At 61.1% G+C, this 20,872-nt stretch carries 22 protein-coding genes and 1 pseudogene; 10 read left to right on the top strand and 13 right to left on the bottom strand.

All coding sequences use genetic code 11. The features are described from left to right. Nucleotides 1-545: 545 nt before the first annotated feature. Nucleotides 546-809 carry a DUF6278 family protein gene (locus AC5RWU_RS20500; protein ID WP_494032894.1) on the top strand — a complete coding sequence of 88 codons (264 nt, stop codon included), beginning with the start codon at nt 546-548 and terminating at the stop codon, nt 807-809. A gap of 614 nt (nt 810-1,423) precedes the next feature. On the opposite strand, the gene AC5RWU_RS20505 is transcribed toward AC5RWU_RS20500, so the two are convergent. After that, on the bottom strand, nt 1,424-2,074 hold the full coding sequence (locus AC5RWU_RS20505) for a GntR family transcriptional regulator (protein WP_494032893.1): 651 nt from the start codon (nt 2,072-2,074) through the stop codon (nt 1,424-1,426). A gap of 398 nt (nt 2,075-2,472) precedes the next feature. Between AC5RWU_RS20505 and AC5RWU_RS20510 the strand changes: the two genes are divergently transcribed. The 5 genes from AC5RWU_RS20510 (at nt 2,473) to AC5RWU_RS20530 (ending at nt 7,232) form a co-directional block, all read left to right on the top strand. Then, nucleotides 2,473-3,453 carry an ABC transporter substrate-binding protein gene (locus AC5RWU_RS20510; protein WP_494032892.1) on the top strand — a complete coding sequence of 327 codons (981 nt, stop codon included), beginning with the start codon at nt 2,473-2,475 and terminating at the stop codon, nt 3,451-3,453. A gap of 73 nt (nt 3,454-3,526) precedes the next feature. Further along, nucleotides 3,527-4,372 carry an ABC transporter ATP-binding protein gene (locus tag AC5RWU_RS20515; RefSeq protein ID WP_494032891.1) on the top strand — a complete coding sequence of 282 codons (846 nt, stop codon included), beginning with the start codon at nt 3,527-3,529 and terminating at the stop codon, nt 4,370-4,372. Next, nucleotides 4,369-5,205, top strand: a complete 837-nt coding sequence (locus AC5RWU_RS20520; protein WP_494032890.1) for an ABC transporter permease — start codon at nt 4,369-4,371, stop codon at nt 5,203-5,205. The genes AC5RWU_RS20515 and AC5RWU_RS20520 overlap by 4 nt, the downstream gene beginning before the upstream one ends. A 90-nt stretch (nt 5,206-5,295) precedes the next feature. After that, on the top strand, nt 5,296-6,102 hold the full coding sequence (locus AC5RWU_RS20525; protein WP_494032889.1) for an HpcH/HpaI aldolase family protein: 807 nt from the start codon (nt 5,296-5,298) through the stop codon (nt 6,100-6,102). A gap of 284 nt (nt 6,103-6,386) precedes the next feature. Further along, on the top strand, nt 6,387-7,232 hold the full coding sequence (locus tag AC5RWU_RS20530) for an HpcH/HpaI aldolase family protein (RefSeq protein WP_494032888.1): 846 nt from the start codon (nt 6,387-6,389) through the stop codon (nt 7,230-7,232). 185 nt (nt 7,233-7,417) lie between these two features. On the opposite strand, the gene AC5RWU_RS20535 is transcribed toward AC5RWU_RS20530, so the two are convergent. From AC5RWU_RS20535 to AC5RWU_RS20560, 6 genes are all read right to left on the bottom strand, one after another. Further along, the gene (locus AC5RWU_RS20535; protein WP_494032887.1) at nt 7,418-7,990 is read right to left on the bottom strand and encodes a recombinase family protein; all 573 of its coding nucleotides are present in this window, start codon (nt 7,988-7,990) and stop codon (nt 7,418-7,420) included. Nucleotides 7,991-8,241: 251 nt separating this feature from the next. Next, on the bottom strand, nt 8,242-9,396 hold the full coding sequence (locus AC5RWU_RS20540; RefSeq protein ID WP_494032886.1) for an NADPH:quinone oxidoreductase family protein: 1,155 nt from the start codon (nt 9,394-9,396) through the stop codon (nt 8,242-8,244). Nucleotides 9,397-9,456: 60 nt separating this feature from the next. Further along, nucleotides 9,457-10,011, bottom strand: a complete 555-nt coding sequence (locus tag AC5RWU_RS20545) for a flavin reductase family protein (protein ID WP_494032885.1) — start codon at nt 10,009-10,011, stop codon at nt 9,457-9,459. Nucleotides 10,012-10,016: 5 nt separating this feature from the next. Further along, nucleotides 10,017-10,496 carry an SDR family NAD(P)-dependent oxidoreductase gene (locus tag AC5RWU_RS20550; protein ID WP_494032884.1) on the bottom strand — a complete coding sequence of 160 codons (480 nt, stop codon included), beginning with the start codon at nt 10,494-10,496 and terminating at the stop codon, nt 10,017-10,019. Continuing rightward, complete coding sequence (locus tag AC5RWU_RS20555; RefSeq protein WP_494032883.1) at nt 10,496-10,699, bottom strand: hypothetical protein; 204 nt, start codon at nt 10,697-10,699, stop codon at nt 10,496-10,498. The genes AC5RWU_RS20550 and AC5RWU_RS20555 overlap by 1 nt, the downstream gene beginning before the upstream one ends. A 117-nt stretch (nt 10,700-10,816) precedes the next feature. Continuing rightward, on the bottom strand, nt 10,817-12,157 hold the full coding sequence (locus AC5RWU_RS20560) for an NtaA/DmoA family FMN-dependent monooxygenase (protein ID WP_494032882.1): 1,341 nt from the start codon (nt 12,155-12,157) through the stop codon (nt 10,817-10,819). Between the two features lie 97 nt (nt 12,158-12,254). Between AC5RWU_RS20560 and AC5RWU_RS20565 the strand changes: the two genes are divergently transcribed. The 4 genes and pseudogenes from AC5RWU_RS20565 to AC5RWU_RS20580 form a co-directional block, all read left to right on the top strand. Next, entirely contained in the window at nt 12,255-12,860 is a 606-nt protein-coding gene (locus AC5RWU_RS20565; protein WP_494032881.1) for a TetR/AcrR family transcriptional regulator, read from the top strand. Between the two features lie 49 nt (nt 12,861-12,909). Further along, a complete protein-coding gene (locus tag AC5RWU_RS20570; RefSeq protein ID WP_494032880.1) occupies nt 12,910-13,899 on the top strand; it encodes an LLM class flavin-dependent oxidoreductase in 990 nt (329 codons plus the stop codon). A 237-nt stretch (nt 13,900-14,136) separates the two neighbouring features. Beyond that, entirely contained in the window at nt 14,137-15,132 is a 996-nt protein-coding gene (locus AC5RWU_RS20575) for a saccharopine dehydrogenase family protein (protein WP_494032879.1), read from the top strand. A 76-nt stretch (nt 15,133-15,208) separates the two neighbouring features. Continuing rightward, nucleotides 15,209-15,373: pseudogene (locus AC5RWU_RS20580) on the top strand (IS701 family transposase); the annotation flags it as partial. 332 nt (nt 15,374-15,705) lie between these two features. On the opposite strand, the gene AC5RWU_RS20585 reads toward AC5RWU_RS20580, so the two are convergent. The 6 genes from AC5RWU_RS20585 to AC5RWU_RS20610 form a co-directional block, all read right to left on the bottom strand. Further along, nucleotides 15,706-16,395: an alpha/beta fold hydrolase gene (locus AC5RWU_RS20585; RefSeq protein ID WP_494032878.1), complete on the bottom strand. Its 690-nt coding sequence runs from the start codon at nt 16,393-16,395 to the stop codon at nt 15,706-15,708. Nucleotides 16,396-16,594: 199 nt separating this feature from the next. Continuing rightward, nucleotides 16,595-16,891, bottom strand: coding sequence for a hypothetical protein (locus tag AC5RWU_RS20590; RefSeq protein ID WP_494032877.1), 297 nt, complete (start codon nt 16,889-16,891; stop codon nt 16,595-16,597). 504 nt (nt 16,892-17,395) lie between these two features. Then, complete coding sequence (locus AC5RWU_RS20595; protein ID WP_494032876.1) at nt 17,396-17,605, bottom strand: flavin reductase; 210 nt, start codon at nt 17,603-17,605, stop codon at nt 17,396-17,398. Between the two features lie 67 nt (nt 17,606-17,672). Then, complete coding sequence (locus tag AC5RWU_RS20600) at nt 17,673-18,806, bottom strand: Gfo/Idh/MocA family protein (RefSeq protein ID WP_494032875.1); 1,134 nt, start codon at nt 18,804-18,806, stop codon at nt 17,673-17,675. Between the two features lie 515 nt (nt 18,807-19,321). Further along, nucleotides 19,322-19,555 (bottom strand): hypothetical protein, encoded by a 234-nt coding sequence (locus AC5RWU_RS20605; protein WP_494037180.1) that lies wholly within the window; start codon nt 19,553-19,555, stop codon nt 19,322-19,324. 147 nt (nt 19,556-19,702) lie between these two features. Beyond that, entirely contained in the window at nt 19,703-20,782 is a 1,080-nt protein-coding gene (locus AC5RWU_RS20610; RefSeq protein WP_494037181.1) for a zinc-binding dehydrogenase, read from the bottom strand. Nucleotides 20,783-20,872: the final 90 nt, after the last annotated feature.

Consider the following 20,872-nt stretch of genomic DNA (forward strand, 5'->3'; position numbering starts at 1 on the left):
AACACCTGGTCGTCGGACAGCTTGAGACGGCCAGAGCAACACCAGTAACACCTGGTCGTCGGACAGCTTGAGACGGCCAGAGCAACACCAGTAACACCTGGTCGTCGGACAGCTTGAGACGGCCAGAGCAACACCAGTAACACGGGGCGGGCAAGTTGAGAGCATCGTTATGCATTCCTTGCCCGCCCCGTACCGTTCGGGTCTGCTGCCCGGTACAAGGATCCCATTTGTTAGTTGGGAGGCCCCGAATAGACATCCGCAACCGGCACTGCAGTGCCCGTTGATCCCGGTCTATAGGCGGTGCTGCTCCATGACCACGGCCGGGTAGCATGACGGCATGCCTGCCCGGGACGAAAGCGAAGAGCCGCTTCAATCACTGCCTGCTGGGATGGCCCGGAGATATGCGGAGTACAAGCCTGCCACCGATAAACCCTCGCCTCTGCCGACCAACGTCGGGGGCTACGACGAGCTCTTCGACTACTGCCGCGGGAAGGAGGTGGCCCTTCCACGCTCGCGCAATGGCCTTGTCGTAATTGATTCCTTGATTGAGATCCCCGGAGGCCAAGAGGAACCTAGCGGAATTCCCTACGGCCATCGGCATGTTCTACGGAGACGTTCTCACTCACACCATCTCGGGCTCCCACTGGGAAGTTGTCGAAGAGGGCTTCCCCATGGTCCGGATAAGCAGGAACACAAGCATTTCGGTTATCCATGTGGCTCAACGACGGCTTGACATGGGATTGCCGACCCTCGCGATGAATTACGATCACGCACTCGACATCATTGACCGAGACAGACGAGGCAGCTGAGGCACAGCGGGTGTCTAGGACCGCCACTTGGCAATGCGGCCGCAGTGGTGGGAGATCGGTTTACGAGCGTCCGGTGAAGGATCCCCTTGCGGGCTGAAGGGTGACAAGTAGCGCTGCGAAAACGCCGCCACTTATCGCTGCGATCCACACCGTGCCGGCGGCCGGCCGCGCAGGTGTCTTATGAACGACCGATCACAAGAAGGACTGCACCGAGTTTGTTGGCTCTCGGGGCAGTCCTTCCCCTCACTTATTCTGGCGTATCTGCGACATCAGCCCGGCTCACCACCATTACCGCCGACGCCGCCCATGCCGCCCTGCTCATCGGGACCTGAGAAACGGCCAAATAGCACTGCAAAAATAAGGCCATTTATCGCTGCTAGTCACAGTTCGGGTTGATCGAACGCCGACCTCTGCCTTTTCCTCCTGTCGCATCAACGTGTCTCACGGCCCTTTACTGCAAGGAGAATGGAATCTACCTTTACTGCGACAGGTAATGGACGGTACTAGCGGACAGCGAACAGAGGTATGGGCTGCTATCAGAAGCTCAGGCTTCTGTGCCAACGAGACCCCCCAGCTTGTCGCTGCCGGCTCAGTGCATGGTGGCGCCGGGGTTGTTAATTTGCGCCCTGTCCGTGGGGGACATGGAAGCAGCCGTGGAGCAGTTCCACCATGGTCTCAGCGTCATTATCTGCCAGCGCGTCCAAGACCCTGCGGTGGTCGCGGGCTACTTTGGCTTGGAGATCGGGGCCTTGGCTGTACGTCATGTTGATCCGGCGTTGGATCGGATGAACCCAGATGCCGGCCAGCATGGTCTGCAGGTACTGGTTTGGGCACGGTTCAACGAGCGCTGTATGGAATTTGAGTCCGAGCCGGTAGAGTTCCTCGGCGTCGGAGGGGTCTACGGTTTCATATTCATCAACGAGGGCGCGCAGCCGCACAAGCTGTTGAGATGTATGGTGGCCGCAGGCCTGCCTGGCGGCTAACGCCTCGAGCGTGTAGCGGACCTCGTACAGGTTCTTTACGTCTTGGTCAGTGAGGTCATTGACTACGTATCCGCGACCAGGAACCAGGGTGGCAAGGCCTTCCATGGACAGTTGGGTCAGCGCGTCCCGCACCGGCGTCCGCGAGACGCCGTACTGGGCGGCGATCTGCTCCTGCACTAGAGGTGTTCCCGCGGGCAAAGTGCCGTTGATTATGTCCGAGCAGATGCGGTCATACACCCGCACGGCCAGTGGGCGGGCATCGTGGACTGGCGCCGTTACCATGCAGCCTTCTTCCTGACAAGGGTGGGTTTCCCCACGGTTTATTACTCCATGAAATCATCGTGTGGACGAAACTGTGGTGCCCATCACAATTTTTCCTTGACCTACTTTACATCCACTGTATACGGTGTATCCACAGTCAAGTTGGGGTGGACCACCCGCCCGAGTGGCAGTGGGTGGCGGGGGGGGTAAAGAAACCGAACGTCATCATCCATGAGTTGGCCAGCGGCGGTGACTACTGCTCGGCAACACCGCGCAGGTCAACGCCCCGATTTCGTCGCCAATACCTAAGGCCGTCAGATCTCAACGGAGAGAAGGAATCTGAAGATGAGCAATAAGGGAAAAAATACTTGACCGGACCGTTCCGCAGGAGAGTCTTCGCGGCGGTAGTCGCGATAAGTATGACCGCCACGCTCGGTGCGTGTGCAAGTGATTCCAGTGCACAGGCCGGAGAGGAACTGGAGGTCGTCAACGTCGGACTCATCCCCAACCTCGCACTCTACCTACCGATGTGGGTTGCACAGGACAAGGGCTTCTTTGAAGAAGAAGGCGTCGAACTCAAGACGACGACAGTACGTGGTGGCGGCTCCGAGACGCTTGCAGCATTGACAGGCGGAAGCTTTGACATGACCGACCTCTCGATTCAGGCGGTCGCTACGGCAAATGAAAAGGGGCTTCCCTTGAAGTTCGTGGCCGGCAATTACACCTCGATGCCCTATTCGATCCTCATTCGAAACGGTCAGGACGACATCAAGCAAGGCACCGGTTTCCCTGAAGTGATCCATTCACTTAGGGGCAAGAAGATCGGTGTCACCTCCATCGGCTCAAGCAGCTACCTGACGCTTAAGCACCTGCTTGCCGAAGCCGGCATGAATGAAGGTGACGTCGAGATCATCCAGGCCGGCACCCAGATGGCACCACAGATGGTGTCTGATCAGCTGGACGCAGCTATGGCAAACGAACCTGATACGACCATGCTGAGCGAAACCATGGACGCCGGTTACATAGGCCTGGATCTACGGGACGAGGCCGTCATGAAGCAGGCGGACCTTGAGGGATTCATCTATGACGGGTGGGTTGCAAAGGCTGAGGTCGCAGACGAAGAGCGGATCCAGAACGCGGCTACGGCCATGAAGCGGGGTATCGAGCTGGTCAAGGACGAATCAACCGACCAGGGCTATCTCGTTGATCTGACGAAAAAGAATCTGGATCTTGATGCGGATGACGAAGTCATTGCCAAGATGATCGCCAGCATGCGGTCCGGGTACAACATCGACATTCCCGAAGAAAAGGTCTCGAAGGCCTTCGAGCTGTATGGCCTCACGGTGCAGCCGTACCAGGACATCGTTTCGGGCGTTGCGGCTGAGCCCAACCCCAAGTGACGCACCTTCATAATGCCGCGGGAGCGGCAGCACAGTTCGTGTTTCTAATGACTGGAACCTACGGAGAAAGCCAATGACAGAACAAGACGTATTAGAGGACGGGTCGGCCTTCGGCGATACGGCGGGGAAACCGATCATCAAGATCGAGAACGTCAGCCAGATATTTGGGGCAAACTCCCGCGACGGTGCTGACATGCACGTCGTTGACGACGTCAGCCTAGAGATCCAACGCGGGGAGTTCGTAGCAATCGTGGGCCCCAGCGGTTGCGGAAAGTCCACACTGCTGAACATGGTCGCCGGACTCCTGAAGCCTACTTCCGGGACAGTAAGCGTGAAGGGGCAGGAAGTCGCCGGCGTGGACCCGGATTCCGGTGTCGGTTTCATGTTCGCCCATGACGCGCTCATACCCTGGCGGACAACGCTGGATAATGTGGCCCTGGGCCCGGAGCTCAGGGGGGACCCGGCAGCCAAGGAGCGGGCAAGGGAAGTCATGAAAGCGGTCGGCCTGGAAGACGCCGAGCAGAAATTCAGGTCACAACTGTCCAGCGGGATGAGGCAGAGGGCGGCGCTGGCACGCACGCTGGTCAACGATCCGGACATCCTGTTGCTGGACGAGCCATTCGGTGCCCTTGACGCTCAAACCAAGGTCCTGGTGGCCGAGGAGTTTTTGCGGCTGCGTGATATTCGCAAGTCCACGGTCATGTTTGTCACCCATGATCTGATGGAGGCCATTACCCTGGCGGACCGGATCATCGTGATGTCGGCCCGGCCGACAACCATCAAACGGGTCGTTTCGGTTCCCATTCCCAGACCCCGTTCCCTGACCGAGACCCGCTTCGATCCCGTCGCGCAGGAGTTGTTCAGCGGTCTTTGGTCCGATTTGAGCCCGGAAGTCTCTGTGCAGGAGGAACTAGCATGACGGCAACGGCGGAAAAGCGCATTGCATCTTCACGTCAGTTCAAGAAGCAGGCAGCCAAGCCCCTCGATACCACGCGGTTACTTCTCTACCGCGTAGCCATCGCCGCTGGTTTCCTGCTCCTGTGGGAACTTGTCGCGACGACGGAAATCATAGACCCGTTCTGGATCAGCAAGCCCAGCGCCATCATCCCGGGGACAGTCGAATTTCTCAGCACGGCTGATGGCTGGGCCGCTATCGGCGTCACACTGTACGAAGCCCTGGCCGGCCTGCTTGCCGCCATGGTGGTAGGCATCGCGCTGGGGTATGTGCTGACACGGTCCCGCAATTTACTGCTCGTCCTGAATCCGTTCATCGGTGTACTCAACGCCGTGCCCCGGTTGGCCATGATTCCGCTGTTTATCGTTTGGTTTGGAATCGGTTCGCCCTCGAAAATCGTCATGGTTTTCGTGATCTGCCTCTTCATTTTCCTGGTCAACACCATCAGCGGTATCGAGAGTGTGGACAAGGACCTGATCGTGATGGCCCGAACGCTGGGGGCATCGCGGCGGCAGCTGCTGCGGAAAATCGTCATTCCCAGCTCCTTGCCCTGGTTGCTCGCTGCCCTGCGCATCAGCCTGGGCAACGCCTTCGGCGGCGCAGTCGTTGCGGAGATGATCGCCGGGCAAGGCGGCCTGGGCTTCATGATGGCTTCAGCCGCCGGGTTGTTGAACCTGCGGGACGTCTTCATCGCCGTCATCATCGTCATGGTCGTGGCGTACGTGGCCGATGTGCTCCTGCTCAAGGTTGAAAAGCGGATCCTCCGGTGGCGGCCGAGCTCCCTCGATTCGATGTAGACAACCCGCTTACCGCCGCATGAAATACGCCATGGTGTCGCTCTCAGGGTTACACCGCCCGACAATGATGCCGGAAAAGAGAATTAAGTGATGCGTGAAAAGAACAAACTCAAAGAAATGGTGCGTTCAGGCAAGGTCGCCTTGGGCATGGAGTTCATGAGCGGCAGCCACCGGCTTTTGGAGATGACAGGCTGGGCAGGGTTCGACTATGTGCAACTGGACACGGAGCACACCCCTTTCGGTTTCTCCGAAATCGAGGCCATGGTCAGAACTGCCGAGGGTGTCGGTCTGACCCCCATCGTCCGTGTTCCGGAGAACACCGATTCGAATATTCTGCGTGTGTTGGAGACCGGAGCGGCTTCCGTCGTCGTACCCCAGGTCAAATCTGCTGCCGAGGTGCGTTCTGCGCTGGAAGCCACCATGTACGCGCCGAAGGGCCGGCGTGGAATGTGCTCGGTAACGCGCGCGGCACGCTTCTCCGACGAGTCGTGGGAGGAGTACACGAAGTGGGTCGAAGAAGAGATACTGCTCATCCCCATCATCGAGAACAAGGAAGCCCTGGATGAGGTCGAGGAGATCTGCTCCATCCCCGGCATAGACGTCATCGGCTTCGGCGGAGGTGACATGGGGCAATGTTTAGGAGCCGGTGCCAGAGGCCTCGCAGACCAGGTGGTGCTGGACGCGTTCCACCATGTCATGGACGTGGCGAAGCGCACCGACACTGCTGTCCTGGCGATGCCCGTGATCGATGATGCGCCCTTGGACTCCGTCCAACATCTGATCGATCTGGGGGCAGGTCTCATCATGTACGACGCCGATGCCCTCATGTACACCAGAAACTGCCGTCGGATCGTCAACGACTGCCGCCCCCTGCTGGAGCGTGCTTCCCGCCGATGAAAAATCCTTGAGCCAAACCCACCGCTTCTTGTGGGAATGACTTTCTCGGCATAAGCAGCAACGGCGATGCCCAAGGCGGACACAACCGCCGCCCGCGGACGTAAGCCGCACATATTTCCCCGCAAACATCGCCCGGCAACGGGTTTATGCTCGCGGCTACAACAGGCCTATCTGGAGGTGATAGCCAGAGCCACATGCGTAAGAACAACCAGTTTTTTGAGGAACACCCGGGATCAGAAAATGCGCCTCACACGTTTACCAGCACCACAGAAATGAGCTAAAAAATGACATTCCATCCTAAACGCAATCGAATTCTCGACGCACTGAAAAACGGACAAGTACCACTAGGCGTGGAGCTATATACATACAGTCCATCCATCATCGAGCTTCTGGCATACGCTGATTTCGATTTCTACATGCTGGACATGGAACATACCCGCGTCAATGTCGAAACAATGGATCATTGCATCCGCGCGGCTGACGCTGCCGGCATAACCACCGTGGTCAGGGTGGCAAAAAACGACTCCGCCCTGATACAGCAATCAATAGATTCGGGTGCACAGGGCGTGATCGTTCCTCACATCAAGAACGCAGACGACGCCAGGAAGGCTGTCCGCTCGCTCCGGTACGCACCCGAGGGGACCCTCGGCTCATGCCCATCAATCCGTGCAGCGAACTATTCCACGCCCGGCTGGGGCGACTATCTGAACCACCACAGTAATAACACATCCCTGATCGCCCTCCTCGAAGATCCGGAAGCGATTGACAATGCGGAAGAGATTTTCGCAGAACTGAAACCAGGGGTCGACGCGGTCTGGTTCGGACGGGGCGATTTAGCCCAGTCGCAGGCAAAATACGGGGAAGGTGTGGACTGGGACCACCCGTACATTATGGAAGCCTTTGAGAAAGTCTTGAAAATCTCGAAAAAGACCGGCATTCCTACCATGGCAATTCCGTGGCCGGAAGCAAATGTGGAGAATGCCAAAAAAACCTTGGAGCAGGGAGCGGACATTTGCCTGTTTGGTATTGATCAGCAGCTGTTCCTGGATCAGTTCCTACAAATTTCCAAGCAGATGAAGAACGGGCAGCAGGCATCCCCTGAACCTGTTGAGGAGATGGCCAGTTTCTAAGCACATGTGAGGTGGCTGCCCGGGAGTGCCCGAGTTAGAGGCGCCCCCGGGCAGTGCCGTGTTTATGCTGTTCGAAACTGAACCTCTTTGCGATCGGCCCTTCCCGGACAAGTACGGCCGAGCATGGCGGCCACACCCGGATTGAATTTTATGCACGTTCCTGGCGCAGATACTGCCGGTCTGCCCTAGGGCGTTCGTTGCACGATTCGGTACACCGTGCTGCGGGCGACCTTGAAGAGCTCGGCGATCTCGGCGGTGGTGTACTGGCCTCCCTTATATAGGGAGACAAGATGGGCCTCCTGGCTCTTGGAGAGTTTGGGCTGCTTCCCGCGGAGCCGGCCTTTGGCCTTGGCGACCTGCATGCCTTCGCGGGTGCGGGCGCGGATGAGGTCGGATTCGAATTCGGCGACCATGGCCAGGACGTTGAAGAGGAGCCGGCCGACGGGGTCGGTGGGGTCGTGGACGGATCCGCCGATGCTCAGTTTCACTCTCTTCTTGGTGAGTTCTTCGACGATGTCGCGGGCGTCGGGCAGGGAGCGGGCGAGCCGGTCGAGCTTGGTGATGACCAGGGTGTCGCCGGCGCGGACGGCGGCGAGGGCCTCGCGGAGGCCGGGCCGGTCGCGGTTGGTGCCGGTCAGTCCGTGGTCGGTATAGATCCTGTCGTCGGGTACGCCGAGGGCGGCGAGGCCGTTGCGCTGGGCGGTGAGGTCCTGCTCGTTCGTGGAGACGCGGGCGTAGCCGATGATGTGGGCGGTCATGGAGGTAACTGTAGCGTTTAGGCTACCTTCAACGGGCTTTTTTGCGGGCGGGGTATACGCGAATCTGAGTTCCCAGTATTTATATGAGATTTTTTCAGCCGTGGGGAGGGACCTGGGGTGTCGCGCTGGAGGACCGGCTTGCGGGACGGTCATCGTCCGTGCTCATCTCTGGAATTGTTTCGAAAGCTGTTTCCGAACGCGACTATGGGGCAGGAGTTTCGGCACGATTTACGAGACGCGGAGCGTATCAGCTATTGAGACGTTGCTGGGTGTGCATCGGGCGCAACCCTCACAACGGTTTGTCCTGAGGCATTAGCAGCGCGCCGGGTCATGGCTTCGGGTACGTGTTCGAAGGCGTGCACGGAGGTCACCGGCGGGTTGATCTGTCCGGCGGCCAGCATGGTGGAGAGCGCGCTGACCGTGTGGGCTCGTTCGGTGTCGTCACGGAACGACGGGAGGGTGCCGATCACCGAGTAGTCGCGGAAGAGCATGTCCTGAGCGTCGGGGCGAGCTGCCGTGCCGCTTGCGAACCCGACGATGAGGACCCGCGCGCCCGGGGTCGCGAGGACCGCGGTGGCATCGGTGTACGCCTGCCCGCCAACGGTGTCGTAGACCACGTCAACGCCGCGACCGTTCGTCAACGCCGCAATGTCCGCTCTCGAGGACGGAGCGCTGAGATCAATGACGAGGTCCGCTCCCTGAGCCTTACAGAACCGGGCCTTCGATTCGGTGCGGGCGGTTGCGATCACCGTCGCTCCCATGGCCTTTCCGATCTGGATCGCGGCGGACCCTGTGCGGCCGGCCCCACCGAGGACGAGCAGCACCTCTCCGGCCTGGAGATTGGCGCGGTGTCGGAGCCCGATGTGTGCGACATGGAAGGACCCGAGGAACCCGACGGCTTGCTCGTCGCTGAGGTCATCCATGACGGGCATCGCGCTTTGCCCCGGGACGAGCGTGTACTCGGCCAGCCCGCCGACGCCGATGTCGAACCGGCTGAAGCCGACGATCCGCGTCCCCGTCGGGTGCGGGAACCCGTCGCCTGCCACCTCCACGATGCCAACGACCTCCTGACCCGGCGAAACGGGCGGTGCAGGCACCAGTGGATACTCGCCATGGACCATCATCAGGTCAGGAAGAGCGACGCTTGCCGCTAGCACCCGCACCAGTGCCTCAGCCGCTCCGGGTACCGGCATCTCAACCTCCTCAAGCCGGAGGACCTGCTCGATGTGGCCGAACTCCGCCGCTTGCCAACGTTTCATGACACGCCTTCCTCTATGACCGTCCTTCTCGTTGAGGTCGGTGATGACGACCTTCGCGCCCTCCTCGACGAACAGGGGCGCGTGCTCGGCACCCATGCCGACTGCTGCGCCCGTGATGATGGCGACCTTGTTGTCCAAGCGTCCCATGGGGACCTCTTTCTTCCGGTGCACCGACGATGCGGCGCGGAGTTGATGGGATCGATTCCGTTACGCGGCGCGGGCTGCAGGAGGATCCGCGAGCTCGCGGAACGTTGAGCCGTGCCAGACGAGCGGCTCGTTCTCACCGGCACCGAGCCGGTGCGCTTCGAGCAGTACCATCCAGTGATCGCCGGCTTCCGAGACCGAAGAGATCGAGCAGTCGAGCCACAGCGCAGCCCCGTCGATGAAGACAGCTCCGTCGTCGCTGGCCTCGATGGCGACCTGCTCGAACCGCGCGGCGCGATTCTTGCTGGCGAGCTGTCGAGTGAGCCCGCCCTGCCCCTTCCCGAAGATTGAGACGCCGAGGCGGCTGGCCTTCGAGATTTGGTCCCATGTCTCGGACGTCTTCTGCACCGCGACGGCGACGAGGCACGGTTCGAGGGACACACCGACCATGAAGGACGATGCGACGATCGCGTGCTTCGCGCCGTCGATGTCGGCTGCAAGTGCCGCAACGCCCGAAGGAAACTGCGCGAACGTTTGACGCACGATCATCGGATCGGCATCGAAACCGCAAAGCCTGTCCTGGATCATGACCTGTGCTTCCTTCTCTGTTACAGACATCGCGGTCACCTCGACACGTCCGCTGCATCGGGGAGCACCGCGTCGAGCTCGGGCGCCAGGTACATCATCTGGTCGCGGAACGACTCGCTCGCGTTGCGGAACTGACGCAGTTCGCCGTCCTTTGTGAGCGCATCCCCGCTGTCGGCCCAGGCCTCTGGCGTGGGCATTTCGACCTTCATTCGCGGCATGCCGGCGATTGCCACGCGGCCGGCTGCGACGCCGACGATGTCCAGCTGCCCGAACGCATCGAGCGCCTTCCGGACGATGTCGGACGCGCCGGTGACCACGTTATGGGTGTCAGCCACCGCTGTGCCGCCGGCGCCGGTGATCTTGGCCACCGCAGCGGCAGCATTGGCCGCGTTGAGGTCGTTGACGACGACGCGCGCCCCGCGGGAGGCAAGCATTTTGGCATGCTCACGCCCCATTCCCTGCTCTGCGCCGGTGACGATCGCCACTCGTCCGTTGAAATCCAGCTGTTCGCTCATTAGCAGCTCCGTTCTCCTGCGTGGAGGTTATTTTCGTAGTCGCGATGGGAGTCCTGCGGAAGGAACTTCTCTTCCGTCTCACGCCCGTAGTCGGTCGAGGGTCGCCCGAACATCGCGCCCCAGCCGATGCCGTAGGTGTCCTCGGTCATGCGGTCGATGTACTCGGCGAGCGGCGTAGCCTCGCCCGACTCCTTTACCTGCATGAGCAGTCACCACACCTCATTAATCCCGGGCAGCACGAAGGGCAGGTAACGGAGTTGTTCGTTCAGGCAGGTTTTCCGGCTCGCGTTACGTGGTGGAGCGAGTTTGAGCGGTGAAGGTCATGAGCGGCGAGGCTCCGACAGGCGGGAGTCAGTGCCGTACTGGCGGGGTGCTCCGAGGTGCTCGCGGAGGGTGGAACCTTCGTACTCGCGGTGGAACAAGCCGCGTTCTTGCAGGATGGGGACGACCTGATCGACGAAGGCGTCTATACCGTCGTGGTAGCTGTCGATGGCCAGGGTGAATCCGTCGCAGGCCCCTGCCTCGAACCAGTCCTGCATGTGGTCGGCCACGTCGGTGGGGGTTCCGGTCACGACCGGGTGGTAGTCGATGACTCCATGGGCGATGACGTCGCGCAGGGTCCAGCCCTCCCGGGCCACTTCCAGGGCACGGGCTGACCGCGGATCCAAGGGACTGGAGTGGGCCTGGGCGAGCTGGTCGGCGGAGAGGGTCTGGTCGATCTGGTGCGGTTCGAGGTGAAGGCCGAGCATGGCTCCGAGGTGGCGCACGCGCTGGTCCAGGTCGATGGATTCGTCGAGCCGGCGGCGCCGATCAAGGCCGGCCCGGTGAGAGGAGGCGATGCTTGGCATGAAGCCGGCGAACATCTTGATTTCGTTCGGGTCGCGGCCGGCGCGTTCGGCGGCGGCCCGCAACGCAGCGCGTTGGGCCTGGCCCTCCTCGATGCTGAAGGGGTTGGTGTAGACGCCCGTGGCATAACGGCCGGCCAGCTCCAACCCGTTGGCGCCTCCGCCGGCCTGGAAGATGACCGGCTGGCCCTGCCTGGAAGGCGGGATGGGCAGCGGGCCGCGGGAGGCTACATGGCGTCCTTGGAGGTTGATTGGCTGGATCTTGTCCATGTCGGCGAACCGGTTTCCGGCCACGTCCAGAGTCCAGGCGTCTTCCTCCCAGCTGCCCCATAGCGCCTGCACAATCTGGATTACCTCATGGGCGCGTTCGTACTTCTCCGCGCGGGGAGGAACCGGGCTTCCGAAGTTCGCGGCGGCAGCTGGATGGGAAGTGGTGACGGCGTTCCACCCGACCCGGCCCCGGCTGATGACATCAAGGGCCTTGAACTGACGGGCGAGGTTGTAGGGCTCGTTGAAGGTCGTCGAGGCAGTGGTTACCAGGCCGATCCGCTCGGTCTCCCGGGCGATGGACGTCAGGGTCAGGAGGGGATCCATCGTGAAGTGAGGGGGCTGGTCATTGAGGTCCACGTCCAGCGTCGGGGTGTCGGCGAAGAACAGCAGCTGCATTTTGCCGCGCTCGGCTGCTTTCGCGTAGCGCACGAAGACGTCCATGTCCGTGTAACTTGTGGGATTCACTCCGGGCATGCGCCACGCTCCAGGCTGGACGCCGTAGCCGCTGGTGATCATCAGGCCCAACAGCATCTGGGGGTCGGTCATGGTGCTCCTCGGGATAGACAAAAAGGTAAGCGGAGAACGTGTCCGTTTCCCTTCTGAACAATACGGAGGTAGTCTCCATATTGTCAAAAGAACCGCAGTGAGCGAGGTGGAGGAGCCGATGAGTGGCATAGGGCAGCAGGAGCGAAAGCCCCGGTCCGACGTTCTGCGTAACCGTGCGAGCATCCTGGATGCGGCCCAGAACCACTTTTTGGCTCACGGGGTCGGGGCATCGCTGGATGCGGTTGCCAAGGAAGCCGGTGTCGGGGCGGGGACCCTTTATCGGCACTTCCCGACGAGGGAGGCGTTGCTGGCCGGTGTGCTGCAGACGCGATCCGAGGAACTTGCCGCCCGCAGTGCGGAAATCGCCCAGGTTGATGATCCCGGGGATGCCCTGCAGCAGTGGATGCGGGCGTTGGAGGACTACTTCTGTGCCTTCAGCGGGCTGCCGGAACCCCTGATGGCTGCAGCCAGGGAACGCGACCCCGAAAACCCCCTGACCGTGCCCTGTGACCGCCTCATCGCGACCACCGACGAGTACGTGAGGAGGGCTCAGGCCGCCGGGCTGGCCCGGACCACGCTCAGTGGTAATGACCTGGTCCACGCCGCGGTTTCCATCGCCTGGCTCAAGGGAACAGGGGCGCTGGACGGTGCCGCGTTGACCGCGATCCGCACGATCATCGAGACAGGCTACCAGCCCAGCTGACACCAGTGAATGTATCCACATTCCATGAACGTAAGGAAGAGCTCCCAAATTGTCTGTGCCTCTAAGCATCCTTGACTTGGTCACCATCTCCGAGGGGTCCACCGCCCGGGAATCCATTGCCGCCACCATGGAATCGGCCCGTCTCGCCGACCGGCTTGGTTATCACCGGCTCTGGTTTGCCGAACACCACAACACCCCCAACCTCGCTGCCAGCGCCACGGCGCTGCTCATTTCCCAGGCGGCTTCGGTAACAGAGCGGATCCGCGTTGGCTCAGGCGGGGTGATGCTGCCCAACCATGCCACCCTGATGGTGGCCGAGCAATATGGGACCCTGGCCGCCATGCACGGTGACCGGATCGATCTGGGGCTGGGCAGGGCTCCCGGGACGGACATGATGACCGCCCAGGCGCTCAGCCGTTCCTCCTCCGACCCACAGGCCTTCGCCGGCAGCATTTACGACCTGCAAGGCTGGTTCAGCGAAACCGGTACCGCCCACAGCACGGCGATCAAGTCCGCGGTCTCGGCCGGAACGCAGGTCCCCATCTGGGTTCTCGGATCGACAGTCAACGGCGCGTTCATCGCCGGGCAGCTGGGACTGCCGTTCTCGATTGCCTCACACTTCGCTCCCGACCAGATTGATGACGCCATCAAGGTGTATCGGGAGGCGTTCACCACCGAGGCCCCCACCGCACAGATCGACAAGCCCTACGTGATGGCCGGCATTAACGTCCTCGTTGCCGACACGGACGAGGAGGCCGAGCGGGAATTCACCGTGGTGGAGCAGATGTTCATGGACGTTCAGCACGGTCGGAGTCGCAAGATCCAGCCTCCGATGGATCCGGCAACGCTGGCCGGGCAAGGCGGAGGGAACCAGCCCATGCTTCGGATCAAGGCCGTGGGTTCCCCGCACAAGGCCAAGGCGCAGCTGGAGGAGTTTGTGCAGCGCACCGGTGCCGATGAGCTCATCATCACCACCTACGCGTACGACCCGGCGGTGAGGGACCGCTCACTGCAGTTGCTTGCCGAGTGCTGGTTCTAAGCCCCGGGGCCTTGAGCAACTGTGGTGGAGGTCGGGGCGGGCGCAGCGGTGTCTTGATGATGGCCGGCCCTTTACCGGTAAGGAGTACGGCCGCAAGGCTGAAACTCAAAGGAATTGACAGGGTTCCGCACAAGCAAACTGGCGCCCAATCTCGAAAGAAAGGGCCGCCACGAGCCATGCGATCTTCTTGGTCGAATCACAAGAAATATACAAACAAAATTGAAAGGGGTTATTTTAATGTCTAAAATTCTTATTTATGGAGCGTATGGTTACACTGGCCGTAAAATTGCCATCGCAGCAAAAGAAAGGGGCATCGATACAGTTCTAGCTGGTCGAAACACAGAAGCCTTGCAACAGTTTGCAGAGAAGTTAGGTATGGAATGGCGTAACTTCGGCCTCGACGATGCCAACCAGGTAAAAGAAAATTTAGAGGGCATCGATGGCGTGGTCAACGCTGCTGGACCGTTTAATAAAACAGCGAAACCATTGATTGATGCATGTATTTCGGTTGGCAGTCACTATCTTGATATTACTGGCGAAGTCGGCGTGTTCAGCTATGCCGAAGAGGTGAGTGACGCAGCTGCTCAAGCAGGTATTATGCTAATGCCCGGTGCAGGGTGGGATATTGTTCCGACAGACTGTATCGGTCTGCATACAGCTCGTCGTGCAAATCAACCGCAAAGCATCCGACTCTTCGCTCGACACGTAGATCTTGTGCCTACACGTGGCAGTCTGCGAACAGCTGCCCAATTTGCCGCACTCGGCAATCTAGTTCGTCGTGATGGAGAGCTAGTAACTATTGATGATCCGATGACTAGCTATGATGTTGGCCTGGGAACTGAGTCGTATCGAATTTGGCCACTACCTGATGTCATTACTACGTGGAAATCAACAGGCATTCCGAATATCTCTGTTTATGGGTATGACCCAGGCGTGGAACCAGGTCCACCACTTACGCCAGAGCAAATCGACGCACTGCCGGAGGGAGGAACCGACGAGGAAACGAAAAAGTCCTATGCGCTTGCTTCGGCCGAGGTAACCGATATAGACGGCAACGTTTTCCGTTCAACGATCCGGACGACCTCCGGCTATGCCTACACCGGTGAGATGGTTGCTGAGATTGCCGCTCGGATCCTGCAAGGCGATTTTAAGCGAGGATTTCAATCCCCTGCGGCTGCTTACGGGCCGGAATTGGCATGCAGCAATGGCATTGGCAACATAACCGACCTCTAGTACTACAGTCGCGTTTATTTTGCTTGCGCCGGCGTTTTAACGGCATTTCTGCCCGCTGCCGTGTTAATCGTTGTCGATGGGTGATGATATTTGTGTGGCTGAGGTGCAGGTGTGGGCGGACGGGCTTGAGGAAATCGGTGAGCTGATCGGACCGCGGTTCGCCCGGTCCGAGCCGCGGGCGAACGCGGTGGCGTACCTGCGCGGCCTGCTTTCTGCCGAGGAGCGGAAGAACTCCTGGCAGCAGGAGAATAAAGATATGGATAAATTTCAATCACATAATGGGTTTGCGCGGACACTTTTTCATATTAACGATAAAAGCCCGATTTCTCAATTTAATGTTGAAAAATTGGGCTTTTTTTATATTTACTTATAGTGCAAAATAGCACTTAAAATAAGTGCAAAATAACTCCTAAAGTGACACGAATCCGAGAGACCAGTATCTGTATGGGATTTTTCGCGGCGGGAGAGCGGGCGCAGGGTGTCGCGGTGGAGGACCGGCTTATGAGACCTCTACTGGCCGTCGTCGCGGCGACCCATGCATCTGAGTGTCCGGCCCTCGGGGCGTTCCGGGGATCAGGTTATCGCGGCGCGCGCGATGACCTCGGCGAGCTCGTTGGGTTTGCTCACCATGGGTGCATGGGCACTGTCGAGCTCGACCGAGGACGTGGTGTGTTCCGCAAAGCTCCGCTGCAGTCGGGGGGAGAACGACCGGTCCTGAGTGCATACCACGTAGACGGAGGGATGCTGCTGCCAACCAAGTCCGCTAGGTAACTCGGTCAGCGGTGCCAGCGCCTGGCGGCCAAGCTGCCGCTCGACCCATGCGAACTGTTCGTCGGACAGGTCGTTGTACACGAGTTTGCGTGCGCTCTGCGGGTTCATCGATCCGGTTCCGTCGTCGAGCATGTCGACTTCCAAGGTGCCGCCAGGTTCGGGATCGCTGCCGCTGATGTCTGCGACGGACTGGCCGGCACGGGGGAGCGCGGCGCAGACGTAGATCAGCGAGGCAACGTCATCATTTTCCGCTGACGCGCCTGTGATAACCATGCCGGCATATGAGTGGCCGACGAGGACCGCTGGGCCGTCAAGCTCGGCCAGTGCCGTGCGAACTGCCTGCTCATCGTCGGCGAGGGATGCGCCGGCTCGCCGGCTCGGCAGATCGAGGGTGTTGACCTGCAATCCGCGGCGCGCGAGGTCTGTGACGACGTGGGACCAGATCCATGCGCCGGTGTAGGCGCCGTGGACGAGAAGAATCGGTTTGGGCATGGCGGTGTCTCTTTTCTCTGGGAACGGGCTCCGGTTAGGCAACCGACGCCTGGTCGAGATCCTAGGCTAAAGCACCTGAAGTATCACCACTGCGACATGATCGTCGACGTCGTCCCCGGGAGCTGTCGCGGTGAGGGACCCGCTGGCAGGACATGGGGAAGCCGGGCAGCGAGCGTGAGGGAAGTGTCGGCAACCGAATTTAGTCGCAGGTATTTGCGGGCGTTTGCACCAGCGCCGCGATGCGTGGGTCCTCGTATGTACCGGGATCAAACCAGATCCGGACTGCTTCAGTCTTGTGGACTAGTTTCCGAAGCTCCAGTCCGGAATATTTGATCCAAAGGACATCCCCCTTGTCCGAGACCTCGTCAATGAATCCGGCCTGCTCCAGCCCCGATTCATACCGAAGCGTGACCGAATCGTGTGGACGCAGGGCTGTCCAGTTGGCAACGCTTAGTGTGCCAGCGCTGCTTTTACCGGTCGTTGCATCTGCTTTCATGCTACCCGGCTTCCTGTACGGTCCCGTTCGGCTGCGGGGACCGCATTCCTGAGAATCGTGCGCCAGGCGCAGGAGATGGGCTTAACCTGGAGCGGCCCGATCGGCAGCTCAGGCCTGTCGGGCCGGACGGTTGTGGGGTGACCGGTGGCGTCAGGCATAGCCGTCGTGGTGGCCAAAAACGTGATCTCCTTCTGAACAGTGCGATTCTGCCCCGCCACTCGATGACGGCGGCAATAACGGTGTTCGCCGCGGGGATATCGGTTGAGGCGCCGGGGGGGGGGGGGGAACCCGAGACCGAGGGATGCCTCGATGGTGCTCATTTCTTGTTCTTTGGTGCTCCAGCGACGGCCCTGCTACCGGGGTAGACCGCCTTTGCGCAACGGCGCCGCGGTGACGGGGCGGGCCCTTCCTGAAACCAAGTGGTCAACGACTACCTGGTTTCAGGAAGGGCCAATCCACACCATTTATCTGGCGTTATCTGGCGCTGCAGCATCGTCGGGCCTGTCAGGCGACTTCCTCTTCCGGGCGGAGGTAGCGGTACTTCCCCTTGAAGCACAGGAGAGGCTCATGGACGTGCCAGTCCGACGGACTCATCTCGTTGACCTTGCCCAGGACGATGAGGTGGTTGCCGGCGTCGTGTTCGGCCCAGATGTCGCAGTCAAGCCACATCAGGGTGTCCTCGATGACGGGGTTGCCTGCCCCGGTAGAAGTCACAAAAGCATTGATGATCATGTTCTCCAAGGGGTGTTACCGGGACCCGCCTGTTGGCGGAAGGAGCACGTCATGGTGAACGGACTCCTTCTGACACGTCGGGTATTTCATGGGACGCGAACATTGGCGACGTGAGCATGCGCTCCAAACTGCGGTGACGGACCAAGGCATCCTCGAAGTCCGGGACTGTATGGGTGCCGTCGTGGATATCGCGGGCAAAGGCATCGAGGGCCTCTGCAACATTCACGGCCGAGGGGAGGCCCGGTTCGGCTACGGAATGGTACTTGGCCGGGACCGTGAGCGGTCTGAGGGGCTCCGTCGTCGTGCCGGCGCCGTACAGTTCAAGCGGGGCCATCTGGATGCCGCCTGGTGCCGTTGTCTGGAGCCGGAGCGCGCCGTCGGAGCCGAGAAGGCACAGTTCGGTTTGGAACAGGCCATGGGTGCCTTGTGCCAGATGTAGGGACACCGGCGCCCCGGAATCCATAATCATGGTGGCAGTGAGGGTATCAGCGGTATTGGGTCTGAAGGGGGCCCCGTTCGCGCCCGCCAGCAGTCGCCGGCGTAGTGGGGCGTACGACCTCATCGCTTCGGGTTCCCCGAGCAGGAAACAGAGGGCATCCAGCAGGTGCCCGGTTTCAATGGTGAGCAGGTTAGCGCCGGCATCCTTATCGAACAGGTAGCGCTTCGCGTCCACAACCGGATCGGCGCCGCGTTGGGAATATGCTGTGACCGAGCAGCTTTCGACCTCGCCGATGAAGCCCGCGGAGATGAGGTCACGCATATATCGGATGGTGGGGCTCGAGCGGGCCTGAAGACCAATCGCGGTGCGTCCCGGGGCACCGTTGGCTTCTGCCGCCATGAGTGCTGCCTCGGTCGGATCCTTTCCGAGAGGCCATTCGCAGTAGACATGCTTGCCTGCGTTGAGCGCGGCTCTGACCAGGTCCCGGTGGGCGGGTACCTTGACCGCGACGATAATGAGGTCGATGTCCTCCGACGCAGCCATCGCCTCGATTCCTACAAAGGCGTGCCGGGCTCCGAACTGCGCCGCAGCCGCTGTTGCCGTCTCCGCCGAAGAAGTAGCGACCGCCTCCAGTCTGAGGCTTGGTACAGCGGTGATGGCGGGAATGTGCGAACGTGTCGCCCAGCTCTTGCCGGGGCTGGCGCCGACGACTCCAACGCGCAGCTTCATGTTCATGGGGGTCATGTTCCAAGGGTTCCAAATCGTCTCAAGGCGGGAGACCGGCCGTTCCCCGGGTCATGGTGGGGCACGATGCTGCTCCTTACGGCGGAAAAGTGGTTAGTCAGGAGGTGCGGATGATCGGTGCGATGATGCTTTCGTATCACCACGTTCTCCCGTCTGCGAGACCACACCGCAGCGGCCCGAAATGTGACACGGCAAAGAAACCCGCCGCATAAAGCGGGCGCCCGGAACGTGTCGCGGTGGAGGACCGGCCTCCGGTGCGGCCGGAAATGCTGAATCCGTTTCGCTCGATGTTCAGTCCTTAGCTACGTGATGTACCGGCGCCGGAGCGGACCTTGGGGGCAGGTCCGCTCCGGCGCCGGGTGCTGGCAATGGCCAGCGGAACGGGCGCTGGGAAAACACGGCACGTTGATTAGTCCGGTGTTTCCTGGGGGAAGCGTCCGTCTCCGGAGGTGGCGGCGGGGGCCTCCGGGTTTCAGGTGGGTCTTGGTTATCGCGGCGGATGCCGCGGTAATTCCTTACCGGACCGGGGTGCGGTCTTCGCGTTCGTAGGTCATTCCGTAGGGCACGTCCGGGCTGACGGCGACGGTAAAGGTGTCCTGTCGGTGGCGGGTGACGAGGATTCCGTGGCGTTTGTCTGCCATCGCTGCACGGCGCGCTTCTTCGGCGGCGCTTTCGAGCTGTCGTTGGACGGACTCCCAGCCGGTTCCGGGGCCGGGATTGATGGTGATTTTCTGAGCGTGGTGTTTCACGGTAGGTGGTCCTTTCAGGGAAGGGGCGGACAGGCCCGGGTGCCAGGCCGGGATCGGGGGCGGGCCGGGGGGCTTCGGTCCGGCCGGCCTGTCGGCGCGCGGTGCATGGTTCACACGGGCGCGGACCGGTGGCCGTCTGGTCAGTTCTTAGTCGAACACGATGACCTGCCGGGAAACGTCTGCGCCGTTGTTGAGGGCATCGATCGCGTCGGAGATGCCGTCCAGGCCGATCCTCTCGGTGATGAGCCCTTCGAGGTCGAGCTTGCCCAGGCGCCAGAGGTCCAGGTACCGGGGGAAGTCCCGGCTTGAGTGTACGGAGCCGCCTACGTTGCCGATCAGGTGCTTGCCGTCCATGGCCAGTTCGTGGGCATTGAAGGGGACCTGCGTGGTCGGTCCGCCCAGCCCGGTGACGATCACGGTGCCGCCGCGGCGGGTGGCGTCCCAGGCTGCCCGGATGGTCTCGGGGCGGCCGACGTTCTCGAAGGCGTAGTCGAAGCCGTATCCGCCGGTGAGCCGGGCTTTGGCGGCGTCGATTTCCTCGGGGGTGACCGTGTGCGTTGCACCGAATTGCTTGAGGAGGGGGTGCTTTCCGACGGCGGGGTCGACGGCGATGATGATTCCGGCTCCGGCCAGGCGGGCTCCCTGGATGGAGGCGGAGCCGATGCCGCCGCCGCCGATGACGACGACGGAGGCGCCCGGCTCGACCTTGGCCGTGTTGATCACGGCCCCGACGCCGGTCATCACCGCGCAGCCGACAAGTGAGGCAATCTCGTACGGGATCGACTCATCGAACGCGACCACGTTGCGGTCCGGAACCACCATCTCCTCGGCCCATGTCCCGAGTCCGACGATGCCGTAGCTCGGGGTTTGCGCTACCTGGAACTTGGGCAGTTCCCCGCCTTCCAGGTCGTTGCGCACACACAGGAACTCCTCGCCCTTCAAGCAGAAGAAGCACGCGTTGCAGCCGGCCAGTGCCGCAAGGATCACGCGCTGGCCGACGTTCACGTTGGTGACGTCGCGGCCGATCTCGATGACCTCACCGGCGCCTTCGTGGCCGAGCACGGTCGGCAGCTGCGTGGGCCAGGCTCCGGTTACGGCCGAGAGGTCGGTCCGGCACACTCCGGCTGCATGCATGCGCAGGCGCACATCGTGGGGTTCCAGTTCCACTGTCGTGACATCTTCGCGGATCCGGACGGTGTTAATGGCATCGAGTACAGCAGCCCGCATCGCGAGTGTCCTTTCCTGATCGCACTTGGGCAACCGGTCACCTCCTCTGCGGGAGTGCCGGGCCTGCCTGCCGTCCATGCGCGTTCACCA

This window comes from Arthrobacter sp. B0427-1-12, assembly GCF_059092905.1.